Source organism: Photobacterium jeanii, from assembly GCF_001650345.1.
Taxonomy (GTDB): domain Bacteria; phylum Pseudomonadota; class Gammaproteobacteria; order Enterobacterales; family Vibrionaceae; genus Photobacterium; species Photobacterium jeanii.
In genome coordinates, this window is record NZ_LVHF01000018.1 from 90919 (window position 1) to 110531 (window position 19613).

18 protein-coding genes are annotated in these 19613 nt (G+C 46.4%); 9 read left to right on the forward strand and 9 right to left on the reverse strand.

Annotated features, from left to right (window positions below):
- Positions 1-3 precede the first annotated feature (3 nt).
- From murC to lpxC, 5 genes are all read left to right on the forward strand, one after another.
- On the forward strand, positions 4-1464 hold the full coding sequence (gene murC, locus A3K86_RS10425; protein ID WP_068330890.1) for a UDP-N-acetylmuramate--L-alanine ligase: 1461 nt from the start codon (positions 4-6) through the stop codon (positions 1462-1464).
- Between the two features lie 222 nt (positions 1465-1686).
- Positions 1687-2445, forward strand: coding sequence for a cell division protein FtsQ/DivIB (locus A3K86_RS10430; RefSeq protein WP_068330834.1), 759 nt, complete (start codon positions 1687-1689; stop codon positions 2443-2445).
- 12 nt (positions 2446-2457) lie between these two features.
- Positions 2458-3714 (forward strand): cell division protein FtsA, encoded by a 1257-nt coding sequence (gene ftsA, locus A3K86_RS10435; protein WP_068330835.1) that lies wholly within the window; start codon positions 2458-2460, stop codon positions 3712-3714.
- Positions 3715-3748: 34 nt separating this feature from the next.
- A complete protein-coding gene (gene ftsZ / locus A3K86_RS10440; RefSeq protein ID WP_068330836.1) occupies positions 3749-4954 on the forward strand; it encodes a cell division protein FtsZ in 1206 nt (401 codons plus the stop codon).
- A gap of 113 nt (positions 4955-5067) precedes the next feature.
- Entirely contained in the window at positions 5068-5985 is a 918-nt protein-coding gene (gene lpxC / locus A3K86_RS10445) for a UDP-3-O-acyl-N-acetylglucosamine deacetylase (RefSeq protein WP_068330837.1), read from the forward strand.
- A 93-nt stretch (positions 5986-6078) separates the two neighbouring features.
- On the opposite strand, the gene A3K86_RS10450 is transcribed toward lpxC, so the two are convergent.
- Complete coding sequence (locus tag A3K86_RS10450; protein WP_068330838.1) at positions 6079-6540, reverse strand: DUF721 domain-containing protein; 462 nt, start codon at positions 6538-6540, stop codon at positions 6079-6081.
- A 460-nt stretch (positions 6541-7000) separates the two neighbouring features.
- Between A3K86_RS10450 and secA the strand changes: the two genes are divergently transcribed.
- Together secA and mutT are read left to right on the forward strand one after the other, a co-directional pair.
- Complete coding sequence (gene secA, locus A3K86_RS10455; protein WP_068330839.1) at positions 7001-9727, forward strand: preprotein translocase subunit SecA; 2727 nt, start codon at positions 7001-7003, stop codon at positions 9725-9727.
- A gap of 88 nt (positions 9728-9815) precedes the next feature.
- Positions 9816-10214, forward strand: coding sequence for an 8-oxo-dGTP diphosphatase MutT (mutT, locus tag A3K86_RS10460; protein ID WP_068330840.1), 399 nt, complete (start codon positions 9816-9818; stop codon positions 10212-10214).
- An 84-nt stretch (positions 10215-10298) separates the two neighbouring features.
- Here mutT and yacG read toward each other — a convergent pair whose 3' ends face one another.
- The 8 genes from yacG to nadC form a co-directional block, all read right to left on the reverse strand.
- Positions 10299-10505, reverse strand: coding sequence for a DNA gyrase inhibitor YacG (gene yacG, locus A3K86_RS10465; RefSeq protein WP_068330841.1), 207 nt, complete (start codon positions 10503-10505; stop codon positions 10299-10301).
- 8 nt (positions 10506-10513) lie between these two features.
- Positions 10514-11251 (reverse strand): cell division protein ZapD, encoded by a 738-nt coding sequence (gene zapD, locus A3K86_RS10470; RefSeq protein WP_068330842.1) that lies wholly within the window; start codon positions 11249-11251, stop codon positions 10514-10516.
- Positions 11252-11271: 20 nt separating this feature from the next.
- The gene (gene coaE, locus A3K86_RS10475) at positions 11272-11889 is read right to left on the reverse strand and encodes a dephospho-CoA kinase (protein WP_068330843.1); all 618 of its coding nucleotides are present in this window, start codon (positions 11887-11889) and stop codon (positions 11272-11274) included.
- A gap of 2 nt (positions 11890-11891) precedes the next feature.
- Complete coding sequence (locus A3K86_RS10480) at positions 11892-12785, reverse strand: prepilin peptidase (RefSeq protein ID WP_068330844.1); 894 nt, start codon at positions 12783-12785, stop codon at positions 11892-11894.
- Between the two features lie 178 nt (positions 12786-12963).
- Positions 12964-14184 (reverse strand): type II secretion system F family protein, encoded by a 1221-nt coding sequence (locus A3K86_RS10485; protein WP_068330845.1) that lies wholly within the window; start codon positions 14182-14184, stop codon positions 12964-12966.
- Between the two features lie 73 nt (positions 14185-14257).
- The gene (gene pilB, locus A3K86_RS10490; protein WP_068330846.1) at positions 14258-15943 is read right to left on the reverse strand and encodes a type IV-A pilus assembly ATPase PilB; all 1686 of its coding nucleotides are present in this window, start codon (positions 15941-15943) and stop codon (positions 14258-14260) included.
- Positions 15944-15945: 2 nt separating this feature from the next.
- Positions 15946-16368, reverse strand: a complete 423-nt coding sequence (locus A3K86_RS10495; protein ID WP_068330847.1) for a pilin — start codon at positions 16366-16368, stop codon at positions 15946-15948.
- A gap of 359 nt (positions 16369-16727) precedes the next feature.
- Positions 16728-17624 (reverse strand): carboxylating nicotinate-nucleotide diphosphorylase, encoded by an 897-nt coding sequence (gene nadC / locus A3K86_RS10500; protein ID WP_068330891.1) that lies wholly within the window; start codon positions 17622-17624, stop codon positions 16728-16730.
- Positions 17625-17882: 258 nt separating this feature from the next.
- On the opposite strand from nadC, the gene ampD reads away from it, so the two are divergent.
- Positions 17883-18452: a 1,6-anhydro-N-acetylmuramyl-L-alanine amidase AmpD gene (ampD, locus tag A3K86_RS10505; protein WP_232321959.1), complete on the forward strand. Its 570-nt coding sequence runs from the start codon at positions 17883-17885 to the stop codon at positions 18450-18452.
- Between the two features lie 285 nt (positions 18453-18737).
- Positions 18738-19511: a pyruvate dehydrogenase complex transcriptional repressor PdhR gene (gene pdhR, locus A3K86_RS10510; RefSeq protein ID WP_068330848.1), complete on the forward strand. Its 774-nt coding sequence runs from the start codon at positions 18738-18740 to the stop codon at positions 19509-19511.
- Positions 19512-19613 lie beyond the last annotated feature (102 nt).

Here is a 19613-nt window from a genome sequence, read left to right on the forward strand (position 1 = left end):
GTGATGAACAAATTGGACAACCCGCAACTAGCAAAAATTCGAACTATGGTGCCAGAAATGCGCCGTGTAGAACGCATTCACTTTGTTGGCATCGGTGGTGCAGGCATGAGTGGTATCGCGGAAGTGCTGGTTAACGAAGGTTACCGTATCAGCGGCTCTGATATTGCACCGAATGCCGTGACCAATAGCCTGCAAAGCAAAGGGGCTGAAATCTTTTTCGGTCATCAACAAGAAAACGTTGAAGGTGCGAGCGTGGTGGTTGTCTCAACCGCGATTTCACAGCAGAACCCTGAGCTTGTTGCCGCGCGTGAATTGCGTATTCCTGTTGTTCGCCGTGCTGAAATGCTGGCAGAGCTAATGCGCTACCGCCATGGTATCGCGATTGCGGGTACCCACGGTAAAACCACTACAACGGCGCTGGTGACTCAAATTTATTCTGAGGCAGGTCTTGATCCCACATTCGTTAATGGCGGTTTGGTGAAAAGTGCGGGCACCAATGCGCGTTTAGGCTGCAGCCGTTATCTGATTGCCGAAGCGGATGAAAGTGATGCGTCCTTCTTGCACCTTCAGCCGATGGTGAGTGTTGTGACCAATATCGAAGCGGATCACATGGAAACTTACGGTGGTGATTTTGAAGTGTTGAAGCAAACCTTCATCGACTTTTTGCACAACCTACCATTCTACGGTTTAGCTGTGGTATGTATTGATGATCCTGTAGTACGTGAATTATTACCACGTATTGGTCGTCAAGTGACGACGTACGGCTTCTCTGAAGATGCGGATGTTCGTCTACTGAACTACCGTCAGCAAGGCTCGCAAGGTCAGTTTGTGATTGCGCGTGAAGGCAAGCCGGATCTTGAAATTACGCTTAACGTACCGGGTAAGCACAACGCATTGAATGCCACTGCCGCGGCAGCCGTCGCAACCGAAGAAGGCATTGCAGACGAAGCCATCATCCGTGGTTTAGCGGAGTTCCAAGGCACGGGGCGTCGCTTCGATCACCTAGGTGAGTTCGAGAGCGGTAACGGTAAAGTCATGTTAGTGGACGATTACGGTCATCACCCAAGCGAAGTCGATGTAACTATTCAAGCGGCTCGTGCTGGTTGGCCAGATAAGCGTCTAGTGATGATCTTCCAGCCGCATCGTTACAGTCGTACCCGTGACTTATATGAAGATTTTGCAAATGTGTTGGAACAAGTCGACGTGTTAGTGATGCTCGACGTGTACTCAGCGGGTGAAACTCCAATTGTTGGTGCGGATGGTCGTTCGCTATGTCGTACGATCCGTGGTCGCGGTAAGATCGACCCAATTTTTGTTCCAACCATTGATGCTCTTCCTGCAGCTTTAGCGAACATTATTGGCGAAGATGACCTAGTGTTGACGCAAGGAGCGGGGGATGTTGGTAAAGTTGCCCGTCAACTCGCCGAAATGGAGTTAAATATTGCTGTTATGGGTGAAGCCTGATTTTTCTTAGTAAAAATCTAACGTTAGCGGGTTTATGATTACAGCAATTGCATTGCTGAAATAGATATGAACTCAGAGACAGCATGAAATTAACCAACAAATGTTGGAGAGTTAAGGGTTGGTCGGTATAATCGGTCAACTTTGCTCAAAAATCGTATTTTAAAGTTGAATTAGTGTGGCTTTAATCGGTCAATACACTATGAGATCAGGTTTCGAGGCGAAATGACGGATGTAGTCAAAAAAAGCGATCTTTTCATAACGCCGTCACCGACTAAGCATTTTGGTGGCATCGCTTTTTTTATTGCCGTTATTGTTTTTATCGCATGGTTGCTTAATGCCGCCTTAAGCTGGATGACAGATACCAATCGGATGCCGTTATCCCAGTTGGTGATCCAAGGGGAGTTAAAACATTTAACGACCGACGATGTCAGACAAGCGATTTTGCAGCTGGACCACTTGGGTACCTTTATGACTCAAGACATTGGTGAGCTGCAAGGTGCGTTGGAGTCGTTACCTTGGGTGGCACACGCATCGGTGCGTAAGCAGTGGCCTGAAACAGTAAAGGTTTACTTGCTTGAGCATCAGCCGGCGGCGATTTGGAATCAAAGCCATTTGGTGAACGAGCATGGCGATGTGTTTTATGCCGATGCGAGCCAAGTAGCCGATTTGCCACTAGTGAAGCTGGTGGGTCCGGAAGGTAGCAGTCCTCGTGTATTCGCTGCATTGAATGAAATGCAACCGAGGTTACAGCTTGCGGGATTTGAAATTGATACGTTGATTTTAAACGAACGTCGAGCTTGGCGAGTCGAATTGACCAACGGGATTCGATTAGAGATTGGACGAAAGATGCGGATGGAGCGCTTAGAGCGATTCATCAACTTATTCCCAGAGTTAGAAGCTCAGGGTAAAGCCATCGCATACATCGATTTGCGGTACGATATCGGTGTAGCAGTGGGCTGGAAAACGGTTCCTGAAGAATAAGAGCGTGCGCGAATGACGAAGGCGACAGATAAAAAACTCATAGTTGGCCTTGATATCGGTACTTCCAAAGTGTGTGCTTTGGTTGGGGAAGTGCTGCCTGACAGTAACGTTAACGTTATTGGTGTGGGGAGCAGCCCGTCTCGCGGAATGGATAAAGGCGGAGTCAATGATCTTGAGTCCGTGGTGAAGTCTGTTCAGCGCGCTGTCGATAAAGCGGCATTAATGGCAGATTGCGAGATTGATTCTGTCTACCTGTCGCTATCAGGCAAGCACATTCGTTGCCAAACAGAAAAAGGCATGGTGCCAATTTCTGATAAAGAGGTAACGCAAGATGACGTCGATAGTGTTATTCACACGGCGAAATCTGTAAAAATTAGTGACGAACACCGAACTTTACATGTAATTCCTCAGGAATTTGCTATTGATTATCAGGAGGGAATTAAAAACCCTGTTGGTTTATCAGGGGTACGCATGGAAGCAAGTGTTCATCTCATCACTTGTCACAACGACATGGCGCGTAACATTGTTAAGGCGGTTGAACGTTGTGGTCTAAAAGTGGATCAGCTTATTTTCTCTGGTCTAGCAGCTAGTCACGCGGTGCTTACAGCCGATGAGCGTGAATTGGGTGTCTGCGTAGTGGATATTGGTGGTGGTACCATGGATATCGCTTTCTGGACTGGTGGCGCGCTGCGCCATGCTGAAGTGATCCCTTATGCGGGCAATGTGGTTACCAGCGACATTGCTTACGCCTTCGGCACCCCTCCGGGTGATGCGGAAGAAATTAAAGTTAAATATGGCTGTGCATTGAGCGAGCTTGTGAGCAAAGACGCTAAAGTTGATGTTCCAAGCGTGGGTGGGCGTCCACCTCGCAGCTTGCAGAGCCAGACATTAGCCGAAGTCATTGAACCTCGTTACAGCGAATTGCTGGGCTTGGTGAACCAAAGGCTAATCGAAATCCAAGAACAATTGCGTAATGCGGGCGTAAAACACCACTTAGCAGCAGGCATTGTTTTAACTGGTGGCGCGGCTCAAATTGAAGGCTTGAACGAATGCGCTGAACGTGTGTTCCAAAATCAAGTCCGCATTGGTCAGCCGCTGGAGCTGAGTGGATTAACAGATTATGTGCAAGCACCGCATTATGCGACAGCAGTGGGTTTGCTGCACTACGGTAAGGATAATCAATCGTTTGACGATAACGATGTAGAACCAAAACGTTCAGTTTCGGGTCTATTATCTAAAGTTAGCGGTTGGTTTAAAAAAGAATTTTAAAACCTGATGCGAACAGGAATAACGGAGAGAACAAATGTTTGAACCGATGATGGAAATCTCTGACGAAGCGGTAATTAAGGTCATTGGCGTTGGCGGCGGCGGCGGTAATGCTGTCGATCACATGGTTCGTGAGTCAATTGAAGGTGTTGAGTTCATCACCGTTAATACAGATGCTCAAGCACTACGTAAATCGAGTGTGAGCACTGTGATTCAAATTGGTGGCGATATCACTAAAGGTCTAGGTGCGGGTGCAAACCCACAAGTAGGTCGTGATTCAGCCCTAGAAGATCGTGAGTCAATCAAAGCAGAGCTTCAAGGCTCTGACATGATCTTTATCGCTGCGGGTATGGGCGGCGGTACTGGTACCGGTGCTGCTCCAATCATTGCGGAAGTGGCAAAAGAACTAGGTATTCTTACGGTAGCTGTGGTGACTAAACCATTTAGCTTCGAAGGTAAGAAGCGTATGGCATTTGCTGAGCAGGGTATCGAAGAGCTGTCTAAGCACGTTGACTCCCTAATCACAATTCCAAACGAAAAACTGCTGAAAGTACTTGGCCGTGGTATCACACTGCTAGACGCATTTGCAAAAGCAAATGACGTACTTAAGAACGCAGTTCAAGGTATTGCCGAGCTAATCACTCGCCCTGGCATGATCAACGTCGACTTCGCGGACGTACGTACCGTAATGTCTGAAATGGGTCACGCAATGATGGGTAGCGGTGTGGCTATCGGTGATGATCGTGCGGAAGAAGCGGCAGAAATGGCTATTTCAAGCCCACTTCTAGAAGATATCGACCTTGCTGGCGCACGTGGTGTACTTGTTAACATCACCGCAGGCATGGACATGCGTCTAGACGAGTTTGAAACTGTGGGTAACACAGTGAAAGCATTTGCATCTGATAACGCTACGGTTGTTATCGGTACGTCGCTAGACCCTGAAATGACTGACGAACTACGCGTAACAGTTGTTGCTACAGGTATTGGTAAAGAAAGCAAGCCAGATATCACTTTGGTAACTAGCTCGACTAAACCAGCGCCTGCTGCGGTAACTCCAGCGCAAGAGAAACCAGCAGTTTCTGCGATTGAAGAGCAGCCAAAAGCAGCACCACTTACGCAAGGTGGTGCAGTAGAGTCGCCTGCTTCATCGTCTTCTTCTGCTGCGACTGCGCCAAAACAGTCATCGCAAACTGAACACGATTATCTTGATATTCCAGCATTTTTACGTCAGCAAGCAGATTAGTCGACGTAAATTGTTTGGGATATAACCAGATGAGTGGTAAGATGAGCCCCCATTGCCTATGATGTGACAGGGTAATGGGTGTTTTTTAGGCTTTCAAAGTTGAGAGAATATAGATGATCAGACAACGTACATTGAAAAGCATTGTCCAAACTACTGGTGTGGGTCTTCACTCTGGTCGTAAAGTCACGCTTATTCTACGCCCTGCAGCGGCGAATACGGGTGTGATCTACCGTCGTACTGACTTAAATCCACCAGTGGATTTCCCTGCTAACGCAGATTCAGTGCGCGATACTATGCTATGTACTGCCCTTGTGAATGACGAAGGCGTACGTATCTCAACGGTTGAGCACTTAAACGCGGCACTAGCAGGTATGGGTATCGATAACGTGATTATCGAAGTTGACGCACCTGAAATCCCAATTATGGATGGTAGCGCAAGCCCATTTATTTACTTGCTGCAATCTGCAGGTATCGAGACACTGAATGCGCCTAAGCGTTTTCTGCGTCTTAAGAAAACTGTTCGCGTCGAAGATGGCGATAAGTGGGCGGAACTGCGTCCATATAACGGTTTCCGCTTAGATTTTGCTATCGAATTTAATCACCCTGCGATTGAATCGGATCACCAGCGTTTATTGCTTGATTTCTCAAGCCAGTCGTTCGTGAAAGACATTAGTCGTGCGCGTACTTTCGGTTTCATGCGTGATATCGAATACCTACAGTCTCAAAACCTATGTTTGGGCGGTAGTTTCGATAATGCTATTGTGCTTGATGAGTACCGCATTCTAAACGAAGATGGTCTTCGTTTTGATAACGAGTTAGTGACTCACAAAGTATTGGATGCCATCGGTGACCTATACATGTGTGGTCACAATATTATCGGTGAAATGGCGGCGTATAAGTCAGGCCATGCACTGAATAATAAACTGCTTCGTGCAGTACTTGCTGACCAAGAAGCTTTCGAGTGGACGACTTACCAAGATGAGAAAGATTCACCAGTGACACTGGCGCAGCCAGGCATGGTGTTGGCGTAAAGCCATCTCATACTCAGAATTAAAAAACGCCAGGCTAAGCCTGGCGTTTTTGTATCTGTGATAAACAGAAATAAGAATATATTGCTGCTATGCTCAATCGTTTTTGCGTTTGTCGGCAAGAGCCGCAATGCGCTCAAGACGGGCTTTTATCTTATCTGGAGCTTGTTGCGCTGTGTGTAAAAGATACCCTGCTGCTTGGTTTGATATTGGCTTACGAACAATGTCTGGGGCTTTATGCTGTTGACGCTCAAAATCCGCCGCTAATGCAGGATTCACTTTCACTTCGATATTTTGCAGTTTAGGTAGGAGTTGTTCCCTAAGCTTGATGATCAGGCTGTTTCTTTCAAAGTTTAAGCGCATTGACCAACTGGCCGACGAAACTTCGATGATCAGCGTTTGCTGGCGGTAGTTACTGACGCGACAGTGGGCTGCACAGTTGAGGTGCTGCTTAACAGCATCATTGAGCTTGGCGAGGGCAATAGCACGTTGCTGAATATTGCCGAGCGTTGAATCATCCAACAAGCTAGCTGGGGTTTGTGGGCGATGATCTCTCATAGTCTAACTACCTGTGCTTTGCTTTTCGTGTCGCCCATTTTGGCGCTTAAACGCATCATTATTGTGGTCATGTCTCTAATTTTCGCATATGAAAACCAAGTCTCCAGCTTTAACCATAGGCGACCGCTGTAATATCGCTTATGATACCATCCTATCGGGTTCTCGGGAGTAGAATCATCTGCCCTTCATATACCATAAACAACGGTGTATTTTTCTTTTGATAGGGATACCGACTTCGGTGTTTAACCTATAGAATGACTTTGTTGCAGGGCAGCCCTTGAAACTGACAAAAGCGCCTCAATATCATTAATTAAGCATTATCATTTTTGCCTAATTTAGCTTGCACGTTTGTGTGCTCGGGCTGTGTTGAGTTGGGATAGGATATCCCCGTGGCAACCCAGATTCATTGATTCAGCAGCTTGGCGACTGGATCTATCTAACTTAGAGAAACGGCATCACCATGTTATCAAAACTACTGACTAAAATTATCGGTAGCCGTAACGACCGCACTCTGCGTCGTTTGCGCAAAATCGTTGACCAAATCAATAAACTAGAACCGCAATTTGAAAGCCTACAGGACGAAGAACTAAAGGCGAAGACGGTCGAGTTCCGTGAGCGCTTAGAACAAGGTGAAACACTGGATCAACTGTTACCAGAAGCATTCGCAACCGTGCGTGAAGCGTCTAAGCGTGTGTACGGCATGCGTCACTTCGACGTACAGTTGATTGGTGGTATGGTTCTAAACAACTGCCAAATCGCGGAAATGCGTACAGGTGAAGGTAAAACACTAACAGCGACCCTTCCTGCTTACCTTAATGCCCTATCAGGCAAAGGTGTTCACATTGTAACAGTGAACGATTACCTAGCGTCGCGTGATGCCGAAACTAACCGTCCACTATTTGAATTCCTAGGTATGACTGTTGGCGTAAACGTGCCAAACATGCCGCCACAAGCAAAGAAAGAAGCGTACCAAGCAGACGTACTGTACGGAACTAACAACGAATTTGGTTTCGATTACCTACGTGACAACATGGCATTCCGTGCTGAAGACCGTGTTCAACGTGAACGTTTCTTTGCTGTAGTCGATGAGGTGGATTCCATCCTAATCGATGAAGCGCGTACTCCGCTTATTATTTCAGGCCCAGCTGAAGACAGCTCAGAGCTTTACACTAAGATCAACACTCTGATCCCGAACTTGGTTAAACAAGATCAAGAAGACAGTGAAGAGTACCGTGGTGACGGCCACTACACAGTTGATGAAAAATCTAAGCAAGCGCACCTGACTGAAACGGGTCAAGAGTTTGTTGAAGAGTTACTACAACAAAATGGCTTGATGGAAGAAGGCGATACCCTGTATTCACCTGCGAACATCAGCTTGCTGCACCATGTGAATGCCGCTCTACGTGCTCACGTACTGTTTGAGCGTAACGTAGACTACATCGTGAAAGACGATGAAGTGGTGATTGTCGACGAACATACAGGTCGTACTATGCCTGGTCGTCGTTGGTCTGAAGGTCTGCACCAAGCGGTTGAAGCGAAAGAAGGTGTGAAGATCCAGAATGAGAACCAAACGCTGGCATCGATTACCTTCCAGAACTACTTCCGTCTGTATGAAAAACTGTCTGGTATGACAGGTACTGCAGATACTGAAGCATTCGAATTCCAATCTATCTATAACCTTGAAACTGTCGTGATCCCAACCAACAAACCAATGTTACGTGATGACATGGGTGACTTGGTTTACATGACCGAGCGTGAGAAGTTTGATGCGATTGCTGAAGACATCAAAGAACGTGTTGAAAAAGGTCAGCCAGTACTAGTAGGTACCGTATCGATTGAAAAATCAGAGCTACTATCAAAAGCCCTGAAAAAAGACGGTATTAAACACCAAGTTCTGAATGCGAAGTTCCACGAAAAAGAAGCAGATATCGTTGCCAATGCGGGTCTTGCTGGTGCGGTAACTATCGCCACTAACATGGCTGGTCGTGGTACCGATATCGTACTGGGTGGTAACTGGCAAATGGAAGCCGCTCAATTAGAAGAGCCAACTGATGCACAATTGGCTGATCTGAAAGCGAAATGGCAAGAGCGCCATGACGCCGTGCTAGCTGCGGGCGGTCTACACATCATCGGTACAGAACGTCACGAATCTCGCCGTATCGATAACCAGCTACGTGGTCGTTCTGGTCGTCAAGGTGATGCTGGTTCATCTCGTTTCTACCTCTCTATGGAAGATGGTTTGATGCGTATCTTTGCATCTGATCGTGTTTCTAACATGATGAAGAAACTGGGTATGGAAGAAGGCGAAGCGATTGAGCATCCATGGGTTACCAAGGCGATTGAAAATGCTCAGCGTAAAGTGGAAGGCCGCAACTTCGATATCCGTAAGCAGCTACTTGAATTCGATGACGTGGCGAACGATCAACGTAAAGTCGTTTACGAGCTTCGTGATGAGCTAATGAACGCTGAAGACATCAGTGACATGATTGGTCAAAACCACCGTGACGTGTTGTCTGCAGTATTCGAGCAATACGTGCCGCCTCAATCACTGGAAGAGATGTGGGATATTCAAGGTCTTGAAGAGCGCTTAAAAGCAGACTTCGATCTTGATCTACCAATTCAAGAGTGGTTAGACAGCGAAGAGAAGCTATACGAAGAAGCACTGCTTGAGCGTATCATTGAGCAAGGTGTTGCCATTTACCATCAGAAAGAAGAAGTGGTTGGCGCGCCAGTGCTACGTAACTTCGAGAAGACGGTTATGTTGCAAAACCTTGATATGCTTTGGAAAGAGCACTTGGCGGCAATGGATCACCTTCGTCAAGGTATCCACCTACGTGGCTATGCACAGAAGAACCCGAAACAAGAGTACAAGCGTGAATCGTTCGAGCTATTCGAAGAGATGCTTGAGAACTTGAAATCAGATGTGATTGCCGTATTGAGCCGTGTACGTGTTCAACAGCAAGAAGAAGTGGATCGCATTGAAGAAGAGCGTCGCCAGCAAGCAGAAGCGCTAGCTCGTCGTCAGCAATACCAGCACCAAAATGCGGAAAACCAACTTGCCGACGGTGAAGAGGAAGAGCATGCTTCTGGTACCTTCCAGCGCGAAGAGCGTAAGGTTGGTCGTAATGAGCCTTGTCCTTGTGGTTCTGGCAAGAAATACAAACAGTGTCACGGTAAGATTAACTAATCGACTTATTGTGTAACATCAAAAATAAAAGGTCGCAGTCGCGGCCTTTTTTATAACTAAAATCTCAAGTTAAAGTTAGAAAAGTCAGATGGATAAGAAGCAACTTTGGATCTCTGCAGGGATCATTTTGAACGCTCAGCAAAATCAGGTGTTTATTACGCAGCGTGCGGCAAAAGCCCATAAAGGCGGTTTTTGGGAATTTGCTGGTGGTAAAGTCGAGCGCAATGAAACCGCTGAGCAAGCGGTCGTTCGTGAACTTCACGAAGAAGTCGGGATTGATGTGACGGGGCTTGAGCACTTTATGTCACTGTCCCATGACTACCCAGAGAAATCACTGAAGTTTGATTTCTTCTTGGTGACTAACTTCGAAGGTGAAGCTTTTGGTAAAGAAGGTCAGCCGGGCAAGTGGGTGGATATTGCGGCGCTAGAGCATGCGGACTTCCCTGAGGCGAATGCGGTGGTGTTGGATAAACTGAAACTACGCTAAGAAGCGATTAGCGTATCCAAAGCAAAAGAAAAGGCGCATTGAGCGCCTTTGTTATTATTTGTATTTTGATCAAAGCGATTGGGCTTAGTAACCCATATCCTCAGACCAGCCATCAGAGTCCGACATATCTGGTGCGCCTGGGATCGCTTTCTCTTCTTCAGCCCATTCACCTAAATCAATAAGCTGGCAGCGCTTAGAGCAAAAAGGGCGAAAAGCGCTGGTTTCATTCCATACAACCTCGGTTTGGCAGGTTGGGCATTTTACGATAGTAGGTGCACTTGATTGTGACACGGCAAACCTCAGCAAACGGCTAGTTTAAATTCGATGGTCTCGGCAATCGATGCGCCTTCCTCAAAGGGAATAAAACGGATCGAAAAGCGACCTCTATGCCCTGATATCATAGGGTAGACCCCATAGCTTGGGCAAATTTGAATGCGTAATAAGCAGGCATCTTCGGCTTCATGCTGGAAAAATCCGCCACGAGCTACTTGTGGTAGGAATTGTCCTTGTTCTCGCGTTAAGCGTAGCCACATCAGCAAGGCGGTAGAGACTTCGTTGAGCTCTCCTAACCAGTTCAGCATATCACTTTGCTTATGGGCTAAAGGTAAATGCAGCCAGTGGTGTAGAGCGGGTAAATCGAAGCAACAACTACCACCGGGGATCGAGAAGCGCTGTTTGATCCCATTTAGAAAGCGATCATTGCGAAGCTCCTGCCCTAAACGGGAAGCTGTCATTAACTGACGTTGATTGAGCTCTAATTTGTCTAGCAAATCGAGCAAGGCTTGTTGATCCACACCTTGCACGTTGAGCCAGCGTTTTAGTTGGCTGGCTTGATGAGTCAGATCTTTAGCAAGTTCAGCTTTAAGCTGAATTTGTTCGAGGATCTCAAGCAAGTCGAATAACGCGCGAAAGAAAATTTGGTGCTGCCATTGATCCGTCTTCTGGCAAGCCGACTGCATTTGGCGGATCAGGTATTCTAATCGCAGGTAAATGCGTACTTTTTCATTTAGCGGATGTTCAAAGTTGGTTATTTGCATGGGCATCACTCTATGGCTAGCTACCGTGACTCCCTGTGGTAGCCTTGGCTGAGTTCGGTGTATTGCTGGTGTAGCGCTGCCACTTTCTGAGGCAGTTCGTCGCTATCACCGTTGTTGGTAATTATGTCATCGGCTGCGGCATTACGTGTTTCACGCGATGCTTGTGCGGCCAAAATGTTTTTTACTTGCTGCTCGCTCACTTGATCACGTTGTAAGGTGCGAGCAATTTGTACTTGTTGTTCAACGTCCACAACCAGTAGGCGATCCGTCATCGCTTGAAGATTGTTTTCCACCATTAAAGGGATCACCAGTAAGCAGTAGGCCGATTGGGCTTGTTCAATTTGCTGCTGCATCTGTTGGCGGATCAGTGGATGGAGCAAACTATCCAACCAGCTTTTTAGCTCTGGCTGAGAAAATATCAACTCTCTCAATTTACTACGGTTTAACTGTCCGTCTGTCAGTAGGATGTCATGACCGAGTTTTAGTTCAATGGCATTTAGCCCTTCGCTGCCCGGCGCGACAACTTCACGGGCAATGATATCGGCGTCGATGACGTCGATGCCGTAATCGGCAAAAAGGTTAGCGACGGTGGTTTTGCCACTGCCGATGCCTCCTGTTAATCCGACAACCATGGTCATAATTACAATCCTAAATAGCTGGTGAGATACCAATCAATGATTTGGTTGCCCCATAGCAGGCTGATCCAGCCAGCAAAAGCGAGGTAAGGACCAAATGAAAATGGGGTCTGTGAATCTGATTGTTGTACTTTCATCAGGATAATGCCACAGATTGCACCGATCAATGAGGAAAGTAAGATCACAAAGGGTAATTCTTGCCAACCAAGCCAGGCACCTAATGCGGCAAGCAGTTTGAAATCGCCATACCCCATCCCTTCCTTTTTGGTTAGTAGCTTAAATACCCAGTACAAGCTCCATAGTGAAAGGTAACCAAACATAGCACCGATTAAGGCATCTTCGATCGATACTGGGCTAATTCCAACTAAAGCGAGAAACAAGCCAGCCCACATTAATGGCAGAGTGATTTGATCTGGCAGTAACATTTTATCGATATCGATAAAAGTCAGAGCGACGAGTGCAAAGGTAAAGCCGATTACCGCGAGTGACCACTCTGACAAAGGCAGCATATAGGCTGCTGTTGCAGTGAGGGCTGCGGTTAGTAGCTCAACTAATGGGTAGCGCGCACTGATCGGGTGTTGGCAATGTCGGCATCGACCTTTGAGTAACAGCCAGCTGATCACCGGAATATTATCTTTGGCGGAAATAAGCTGATTGCATTTCGGGCAACGCGAGCGAGGCACACTTAAGTTGAAGGTTTCATTTTGCTCGCTAGATTGCTCTTTAGCTTGGTCGTTGACTTTAAACTCGGGGAAACAATCGATGCAATCGCGTTTCCACTCTCGTTCCATCATGATCGGAAGACGATGGATCACTACATTTAAAAAGCTGCCAATAAGCAAACCAAATACAGCAGCCAAAGTAGGGTAGAGCCAAGGGTAGTGAGTCAGCAATTCCATGATGAAGTCTCTAAATAATCGTTAGTGCCATTGTAAGGGATGCAACCAAGAGAGGCGAGTGTTCCTGCGGTTATTCCTAGTTTATGTTCAAGGTGTTAGCGGAAAATGATAGTGAGTGTTCCCAAAATCTAGAGTGTGTTCGCTTCTGTTGAACACACCCAGATATTTTTTAGCGCTATTAGCCCATAACACTCATCAAGGTGAAGATTGGCATGTACATGGCGACCAATAAACCGCCGATCACTAACCCTAAGAAAACGATGATCAGAGGCTCAATTATTTTCCCTAAGTTATCGACGGTATTATCAACATCGTTTTCATATAGGTTTGCGATTTTATTGAGCATATCATCGAGCGAACCGGACTCTTCGCCTATCATCACCATTTGTAGCATTAGCTCGGGGAACTCATTGCATTGCCGAAGTGATAAATAGAGTGGCATCCCTGCTGCAGCGGCAATATGGGCTTGCTCGATTGCTTGTTGGATATGTAAGTTCCCCGCGGTTCTGCCTGCTGATTGCAGCCCGGTTAGTAGCGGTATACCAGCAGTAAAGGTGGTTGCCAGGGTGCGAGAAAAGCGAGCGATGGTCGCTTTTAAAAATACCGAACCTAGGATAGGCATTTTTAAGCTGTACCGACTGAGCGCAAGTCGGTAGCGGGGGGATTTGCGATAGGTTGCAATATGGATAACGATGAGACTAAGTAGTGCCAGTGTCACCATTAAACCATTGTTGATTAGCAAATTTGAAAGTTTGATCACTTGTCGAGTAAACCAAGGAAGTTGTGCGCCAAAGCTGCTGAAAATATTGGCAAATTGAGGGATAACGAATACCAGCATGAGTACGGTTACCCCAATAGCGGTGAGAGTAACCATTGCTGGATAGATCATCGCCTTGATAACTTTTTTGCGCATTGCCTCGTGTTTTTCACGGTAGCTCGCGAGACGCTCAAAAACTTGACCAAGGTGACCTGTTTCTTCCCCCGTTGCTACTAAGTCACAGTAGAAGTTATCAAATAGTGGTGAACTGGTTCGCAAGGCCTTAGATAGCGACGCTCCTGCTTCTACCTGTTTATTGACCTGACTGAGAATGGCGCGGACTTCACTTTTTTGGTGACTGTCGGAGATGAGTTTTATCGACTGCACCACAGGAACCCCAGATTGAATCATGGTCGCTAACTGACGGGTGACTGCCGTGACGTCAGCGCTTTTCATCTGGTTTTTGGCTTTGGTAAAAGCTGACGGAGCGCGGCGTTTGATTTTTTTGATTTGTATTTTTTGTTCGAGCAGTTTTTCCCGCGCTTCTTGTTCTTGATAACCGACAATGACCCCTGAAAGTTTACGACCTGCTTGGTTTACCCCTCGCCAGTGGTAATAACGTAATGTATTGCTTGGTTTCATTATGCTTCCTTGTCAGTGTGTGGTGTTTAAGCGAGTTATGGTTAAGGCTGACTTTAGATAAGTTAGAAGTTCGCTAGAAGTGTAAAACCCGCTGTAGTTCACTAAGGCTAGTAATGCCTTGGCAGAGCTTTTCGATACCAGAATCTTGTAGGGTTTGCATTCCTTGTTTACGTGCTATGTCTTCTAGCTCAAGGGTCGTGGCTTTGCTCATTAGTGCTTCAGCGAGTTCGCGGCTAAAGGTCATTACCTCGTAAATGCCGACTCGGCCGCTATAGCCTTTGTTACAGTCATCGCAGCCATGCTCGTTGGATTGGTAAATTTCGGCACTGGCTGGGATGTTGAGTTTCTCGCGATGTAACTGTGATAACTCATGGGGTTGTTTACAATGCTTGCACAATCGTCGTCCTAAACGTTGGGCGATGATCAAGCTTAGCGATGAAGCAAGGTTAAAATCTTCCACCCCCATGTTTGTCAGGCGCGTTAAAGTTTCAGCCGCAGAGTTGGTATGGAGGGTTGATAACACCAAGTGACCAGTCTGGGCCGCTTTTACTGCAATGGCTGCTGTTTCTATATCGCGAATTTCCCCCACCATGACCACATCGGGATCTTGGCGCAAGAAAGAGCGCAGCGCGTCAGCAAACCCTAACCCTGCTTGATTGTTTATGTGAACTTGGTTGATACCGGGTAAGTTAATCTCTACAGGGTCTTCTGCTGTTGAAATATTACGTTCATCGGTATTAAGGATCTTAAGTCCGGTATACAGAGATACTGTTTTGCCGCTGCCAGTTGGTCCTGTCATTAAGATCATGCCTTGCGGCTGTTGCAGTGCAGCAAGGTAGTCGGCTTTTTGTTGTTTGTTATAACCGAGAATATCAATATTTAGATTGGCGCTACTGCTGTCTAATATTCGCAGTACCACTTTTTCACCCCACAGTGTCGGTAGGGTAGAGACCCGTAAATCAACGGTCACGCTTGGGCTTAATTTGAGTTTTATTCGTCCATCTTGCGGTTGGCGACGTTCGGCAATATTGAGCTTGGACATTACCTTTAAGCGAGTCGATAAACGGCGTGACAGGTGCGCTGCAGGAGACGAATATTGGTGCAATAAGCCATCGCAGCGAAATCGAATACGATAGTATTTTTCGTAAGGCTCAAAGTGAATGTCTGAGGCTTTCTTACGCACTGCATCAAGCAGCACTTGGTTGATGTAGCGGGTGACTGGGGCGGTATCTTGGCTGAGATCGTTTTCTTCAACTAGTTCATCATCAGATAAATCAACCAGTTGTTCTAATTCATCTTCATTGATGCTGCGTTGGTTCTTGGCTTCCCCGACATCGCTGCCGTATAGACGGCGAATGGCGCTTTCTAGTTGTTTATTATCCAGTAGCAGCGGTTCAACTTGTTTGCCTGTTGCAAAGCGAAACTCGTCTTGGGCGGCAATGTTGGTGGGGTCACTCATACCGAGTAGCAGGGTGCTATCGGTGACTGTAAGTGGTATCGCGCGGTGACGTTGGATTAAATCTCTTTGCTGTAAGCTTTCACAACAAGCTTGGTAGTCGTAATGGTGAATGTCGATAACAGGAATGCTGAAAATCGATTCCAGTTGGCGAGCGAGGTTTTGGCTAGTCAGTAAATTGAGAGCGACCAAAGCCGAAGGGATAGAGATCCCCTCAGCTTGGGCGTAACTACTGACTTCTTGTTGCTGCATTTGGTTAAGTATTTCAACCTGATGCAGTACAGAGGGCAGAGTAGTTAGCACTATTAATTACAGCCTTCAACTTCGACTTTAGGGCTAGTATTATTTGTACAAGACCATGGAGTAGATGGCGTTCTAGCATATTTAATATTACCAGCTGCAGCTTTATCTGCTTTAAATGTAAAAGTTAAAGTAGACTCTGCTTTTGATGCTGCGCCTGCACCTTGAAGTGAAGCTGCGATTGTACCTAGTGTATTCATGGTCGCTGAACCACCAATTTTGCCTAGGTCTGTTGTTGTTCCTGTATTATTTTGCGAGTACAAGTCAGCATTGGTTAGCAAAGATTTTAGAGTTGCAGAGGCAGAAGATACTGCAGATTTAGCAACATAGTCTTTATAAGCAGGAATTGCGAATGCTGATAACACACCAATGATCGCCACCACAATCATCAATTCAATAAGCGTGAAGCCTTTTTGCATTTTTTTCATGTATTTACCTTTGTAACAATGGAATGCCCGAGGGCTTTAAATGGGTAAATGCAGATTAAAAGCAAGTGGCAAGCGTAGGAATCAAAAGGGTTTTTTTGCTCGGGTCAGTTTGAATAAATTGTGGTCAGGTTACATTTGTTGCAATGCGTGTTTCGAGCTGGTTTGAAAGGATTGGTTGTACCTGAATATTGACAATATCAATGATTGATAAAAACAAAGGAGAACCTAAGTTCTCCTTTTATGAATACCGCTAACACATTCAGTTGGTTATAGGCTTGCGTGCGGTTATGTTTGCGATCAACTTGGCATCTTTAGCCGATTTATAACCACCTGACTAAGTTCAGCGTTAAAGCACGTCTTTACACCGCATCTTGGAATCGCATCGACAGATCCATTGCTTTTAGGTGTTTGGTTAGGGCGCCGACTGAAATGTAATCTACACCTGTACTTGCGTATTCGCGAATGGTCTCTAGGGTAACGTTACCCGAGTTCTCTAATGCAGCGCGGCCTGCATTGATCTTTACTGCTTCACGCATCATGTCGGTGGTGAAGTTATCGAGCATGATGATGTCAGCCCCAGCTTCGATGGCCTGCTGGAGTTCAGCTAAGCTTTCTGTTTCTACTTCTACTGGTTTACCTGGGTTAAGTTGCTTGGCCGTTGTAATGGCTTGTTGAATGCCACCACAGGCGATAATGTGGTTTTCTTTGATCAAGTAGGCATCAAATACCCCGATACGGTGGTTGTAACCGCCGCCACAGGTCACCGCATATTTCAAGGCGCTACGTAGTCCCGGAATGGTTTTACGAGTATCAAGTAGGCGGGTGTTGGTACCTTCTAATTGTTTTGCGTATTCAGCCACGATAGTGGCGCAGCCAGACAAGGTTTGGATGAAGTTCATCGCATTACGCTCGCCAGTAAGCAAAATGCGAGATGGACCTGTCAGAGTACATAAGGTTTGGTTTGGCTTGACGGTATCACCATCTTTAACGTGCCATTCAATACTGACTTCCCCACCAAGTTGCAGGAACACTTCCTCAGCCCATAGTTGGCCACAAAACACCCCGTGTTCACGCGTAATAATGGTGGCAATGCTTTTGCTCTCGGCTGGGATCAGGCTTGCTGTAATATCAAGGCTAGGATCTATGCTGCCACCTAAGTCTTCGCGTAAGGTATCGGCGACTGCTCGGCTGATTTCTTGAGGTAGTTGCTGTTCTAGGTAAGCTAAACGCGCTTGGCTATCGTGTTTTTTTTCCATCTTTAACATCCAGTATCCGTTTGCTGCTCTGGAGAGGAGAGTCGTGATTGAAAGGCGATCATACCGTGACTGATTAAGAGTTGCAGCTCTTTCGCTGTGATTGTGTTGCGGTGGTTGTATTGGAAAGTGGTGATGCCAGGATGAATGAAGAAGACAGCCGAGGTTGTCAGAATGCGCTAGGTTCGGTTTAAGATATAGCGTGAGACAAGTGATTACGAATGGCTCGCCTGTTCGTGAAGATGTAGATAACGAGTAGTAATGATGAATCCATTAACAATTGATAATAATCATTGGCTGATAGGGGTGAAGCAGGTGCCTTCACCGTTTTTTGATCAGCGCCCTGAAGGGGAGCGGGTTTCTTTGCTGGTGGTACATAATATCAGTTTGCCACCGGGGCAATTTGGTGGTCCGTACATTGAGCAGTTATTTACTGGTAAATTAAACCCTGACGAGCATCCCTATTTTGAGTTAATTTCAAAATTTCGTGTGTCAGCTCACTGTTTAATTAGGCGAAATGGCGATATCATTCAGTTTGTACCACTTAATTGTCGTGCTTGGCATGCTGGCGTATCCCATTTCGCTGGTCGTGATAAGTGTAATGACTTTTCGATTGGTATCGAATTGGAAGGCACGGATACCCTCCCTTATACCCAAGCTCAGTACCAAGTGCTCACTGAGTTGACCCGGGTGATTATGGAAAACTACCCACAAATAGATGTTTCGCGGATCACTGGCCATGAGTTTATTGCGCCAGGGCGAAAAACCGATCCCGGTTTAGCCTTTGATTGGCGAGCGTTTAAAACTGCGGTAGCAAAAGCTTCACGCTAATTGATTGATGGTTTTATAGAACACGATTGGTCTGACCATTTTCCAACATTCTATTCTTATTCAGAATTATGATGTTGAGTGTATGAATTGCAATTGTTTTAATAAGTTTTCATAAGTTGAAATTTTTGTTAAATCGACCCGTGTTCTATGATTTCAATCAAGTTGTCAGTGGACATCCTCAAATATTCCTGTAAACTTTCCACCGATTGATTAATTGGTAATACCAATTGCCCGCATGACGGGCTGGCCTGAAACGCGCCTAAGCATACGAACGATAAAGAAAAAATGACTTACAAACGCATTCGTCAACCAAAGCTCTCCGACGCTATTGAGCAGGAAATCGAGCGATTGATCTTGGAGGGTATTCTCTCTCCGGGACAACAATTGCCGCCTGAGCGTGAGCTGGCGAAGCAGTTTGATGTTTCACGCCCCTCCGTCCGCGAAGCCATCCAGCGCTTAGAAGCTAAACACCTCCTCACTCGTCGCCAAGGTGGCGGTACCTTTGTCACAGAGAAGCTATGGCAGAGCTTTTCTGAGCCGTTATTGGATTTGTTAGCCGCGCACCCTGAAACCCAACTAGATTTATTGGAAGCCCGCCACGCTCTTGAGGGTTTAGCAGCGTATTACGCCGCGTTACGTGGCAATGACCAAGATTTTACTCGGATCCGTGACTGCCATTCACGAATTCAAGAAGCCCAGCAGCAAGGCGATTTACACGCTGAAGCGGCAGCGGTAATGCAATACCTGATCGCAGTGACCGAATCTGCGCACAATGTGGTGTTGCTTCATATCATCCGTAGCCTTGCCCCTATGCTGGAGCAAAACGTATTACAAAACTTTGAACTCCTAAATCGCCGCCAAGAGGTGGTTGATAAGGTGAGCAAACACCGAGCCGATATTGTGCAAGCGATAGTTTCTGGTGAGCCGTTAAAAGCTCGTGAAGCATCGCATGCACATTTGGCTTACATCGAGGAAACTTTGTTGGATTTAACGCGTGAAGATAGCAGACGTGAACGCTCTCTTCGTCGGATTCAACAACGCAAGGACGGGCTGGATTAGTACCTTCAACAATATAATACGTAGGGTAGTGAACAGTCGCGACACTATGCCAGTCGTCATAACTATCGGTTTGGCAACATTCAGATAGTTATGGCGGTTGGT

Excerpts from the sequence above, each read along its gene's own strand:
- murC (WP_068330890.1), top strand. The coding sequence starts at position 4 with ATGAACAAATTGGACAACCCGCAACTAGCAAAAATTCGAACTATGGTG.
- A3K86_RS10430 (WP_068330834.1), top strand. The coding sequence starts at position 1,687 with ATGACGGATGTAGTCAAAAAAAGCGATCTTTTCATAACGCCGTCACCG.
- ftsA (WP_068330835.1), top strand. The coding sequence starts at position 2,458 with ATGACGAAGGCGACAGATAAAAAACTCATAGTTGGCCTTGATATCGGT.
- ftsZ (WP_068330836.1), top strand. The coding sequence starts at position 3,749 with ATGTTTGAACCGATGATGGAAATCTCTGACGAAGCGGTAATTAAGGTC.
- lpxC (WP_068330837.1), top strand. The coding sequence starts at position 5,068 with ATGATCAGACAACGTACATTGAAAAGCATTGTCCAAACTACTGGTGTG.
- A3K86_RS10450 (WP_068330838.1), bottom strand. The coding sequence starts at position 6,540 with ATGAGAGATCATCGCCCACAAACCCCAGCTAGCTTGTTGGATGATTCA.
- secA (WP_068330839.1), top strand. The coding sequence starts at position 7,001 with ATGTTATCAAAACTACTGACTAAAATTATCGGTAGCCGTAACGACCGC.
- mutT (WP_068330840.1), top strand. The coding sequence starts at position 9,816 with ATGGATAAGAAGCAACTTTGGATCTCTGCAGGGATCATTTTGAACGCT.
- zapD (WP_068330842.1), bottom strand. The coding sequence starts at position 11,251 with ATGCAAATAACCAACTTTGAACATCCGCTAAATGAAAAAGTACGCATT.
- coaE (WP_068330843.1), bottom strand. The coding sequence starts at position 11,889 with ATGACCATGGTTGTCGGATTAACAGGAGGCATCGGCAGTGGCAAAACC.
- A3K86_RS10480 (WP_068330844.1), bottom strand. The coding sequence starts at position 12,785 with ATGGAATTGCTGACTCACTACCCTTGGCTCTACCCTACTTTGGCTGCT.
- A3K86_RS10485 (WP_068330845.1), bottom strand. The coding sequence starts at position 14,184 with ATGAAACCAAGCAATACATTACGTTATTACCACTGGCGAGGGGTAAAC.
- A3K86_RS10495 (WP_068330847.1), bottom strand. The coding sequence starts at position 16,368 with ATGAAAAAAATGCAAAAAGGCTTCACGCTTATTGAATTGATGATTGTG.
- nadC (WP_068330891.1), bottom strand. The coding sequence starts at position 17,624 with ATGGAAAAAAAACACGATAGCCAAGCGCGTTTAGCTTACCTAGAACAG.
- ampD (WP_232321959.1), top strand. The coding sequence starts at position 17,883 with ATGATGAATCCATTAACAATTGATAATAATCATTGGCTGATAGGGGTG.
- pdhR (WP_068330848.1), top strand. The coding sequence starts at position 18,738 with ATGACTTACAAACGCATTCGTCAACCAAAGCTCTCCGACGCTATTGAG.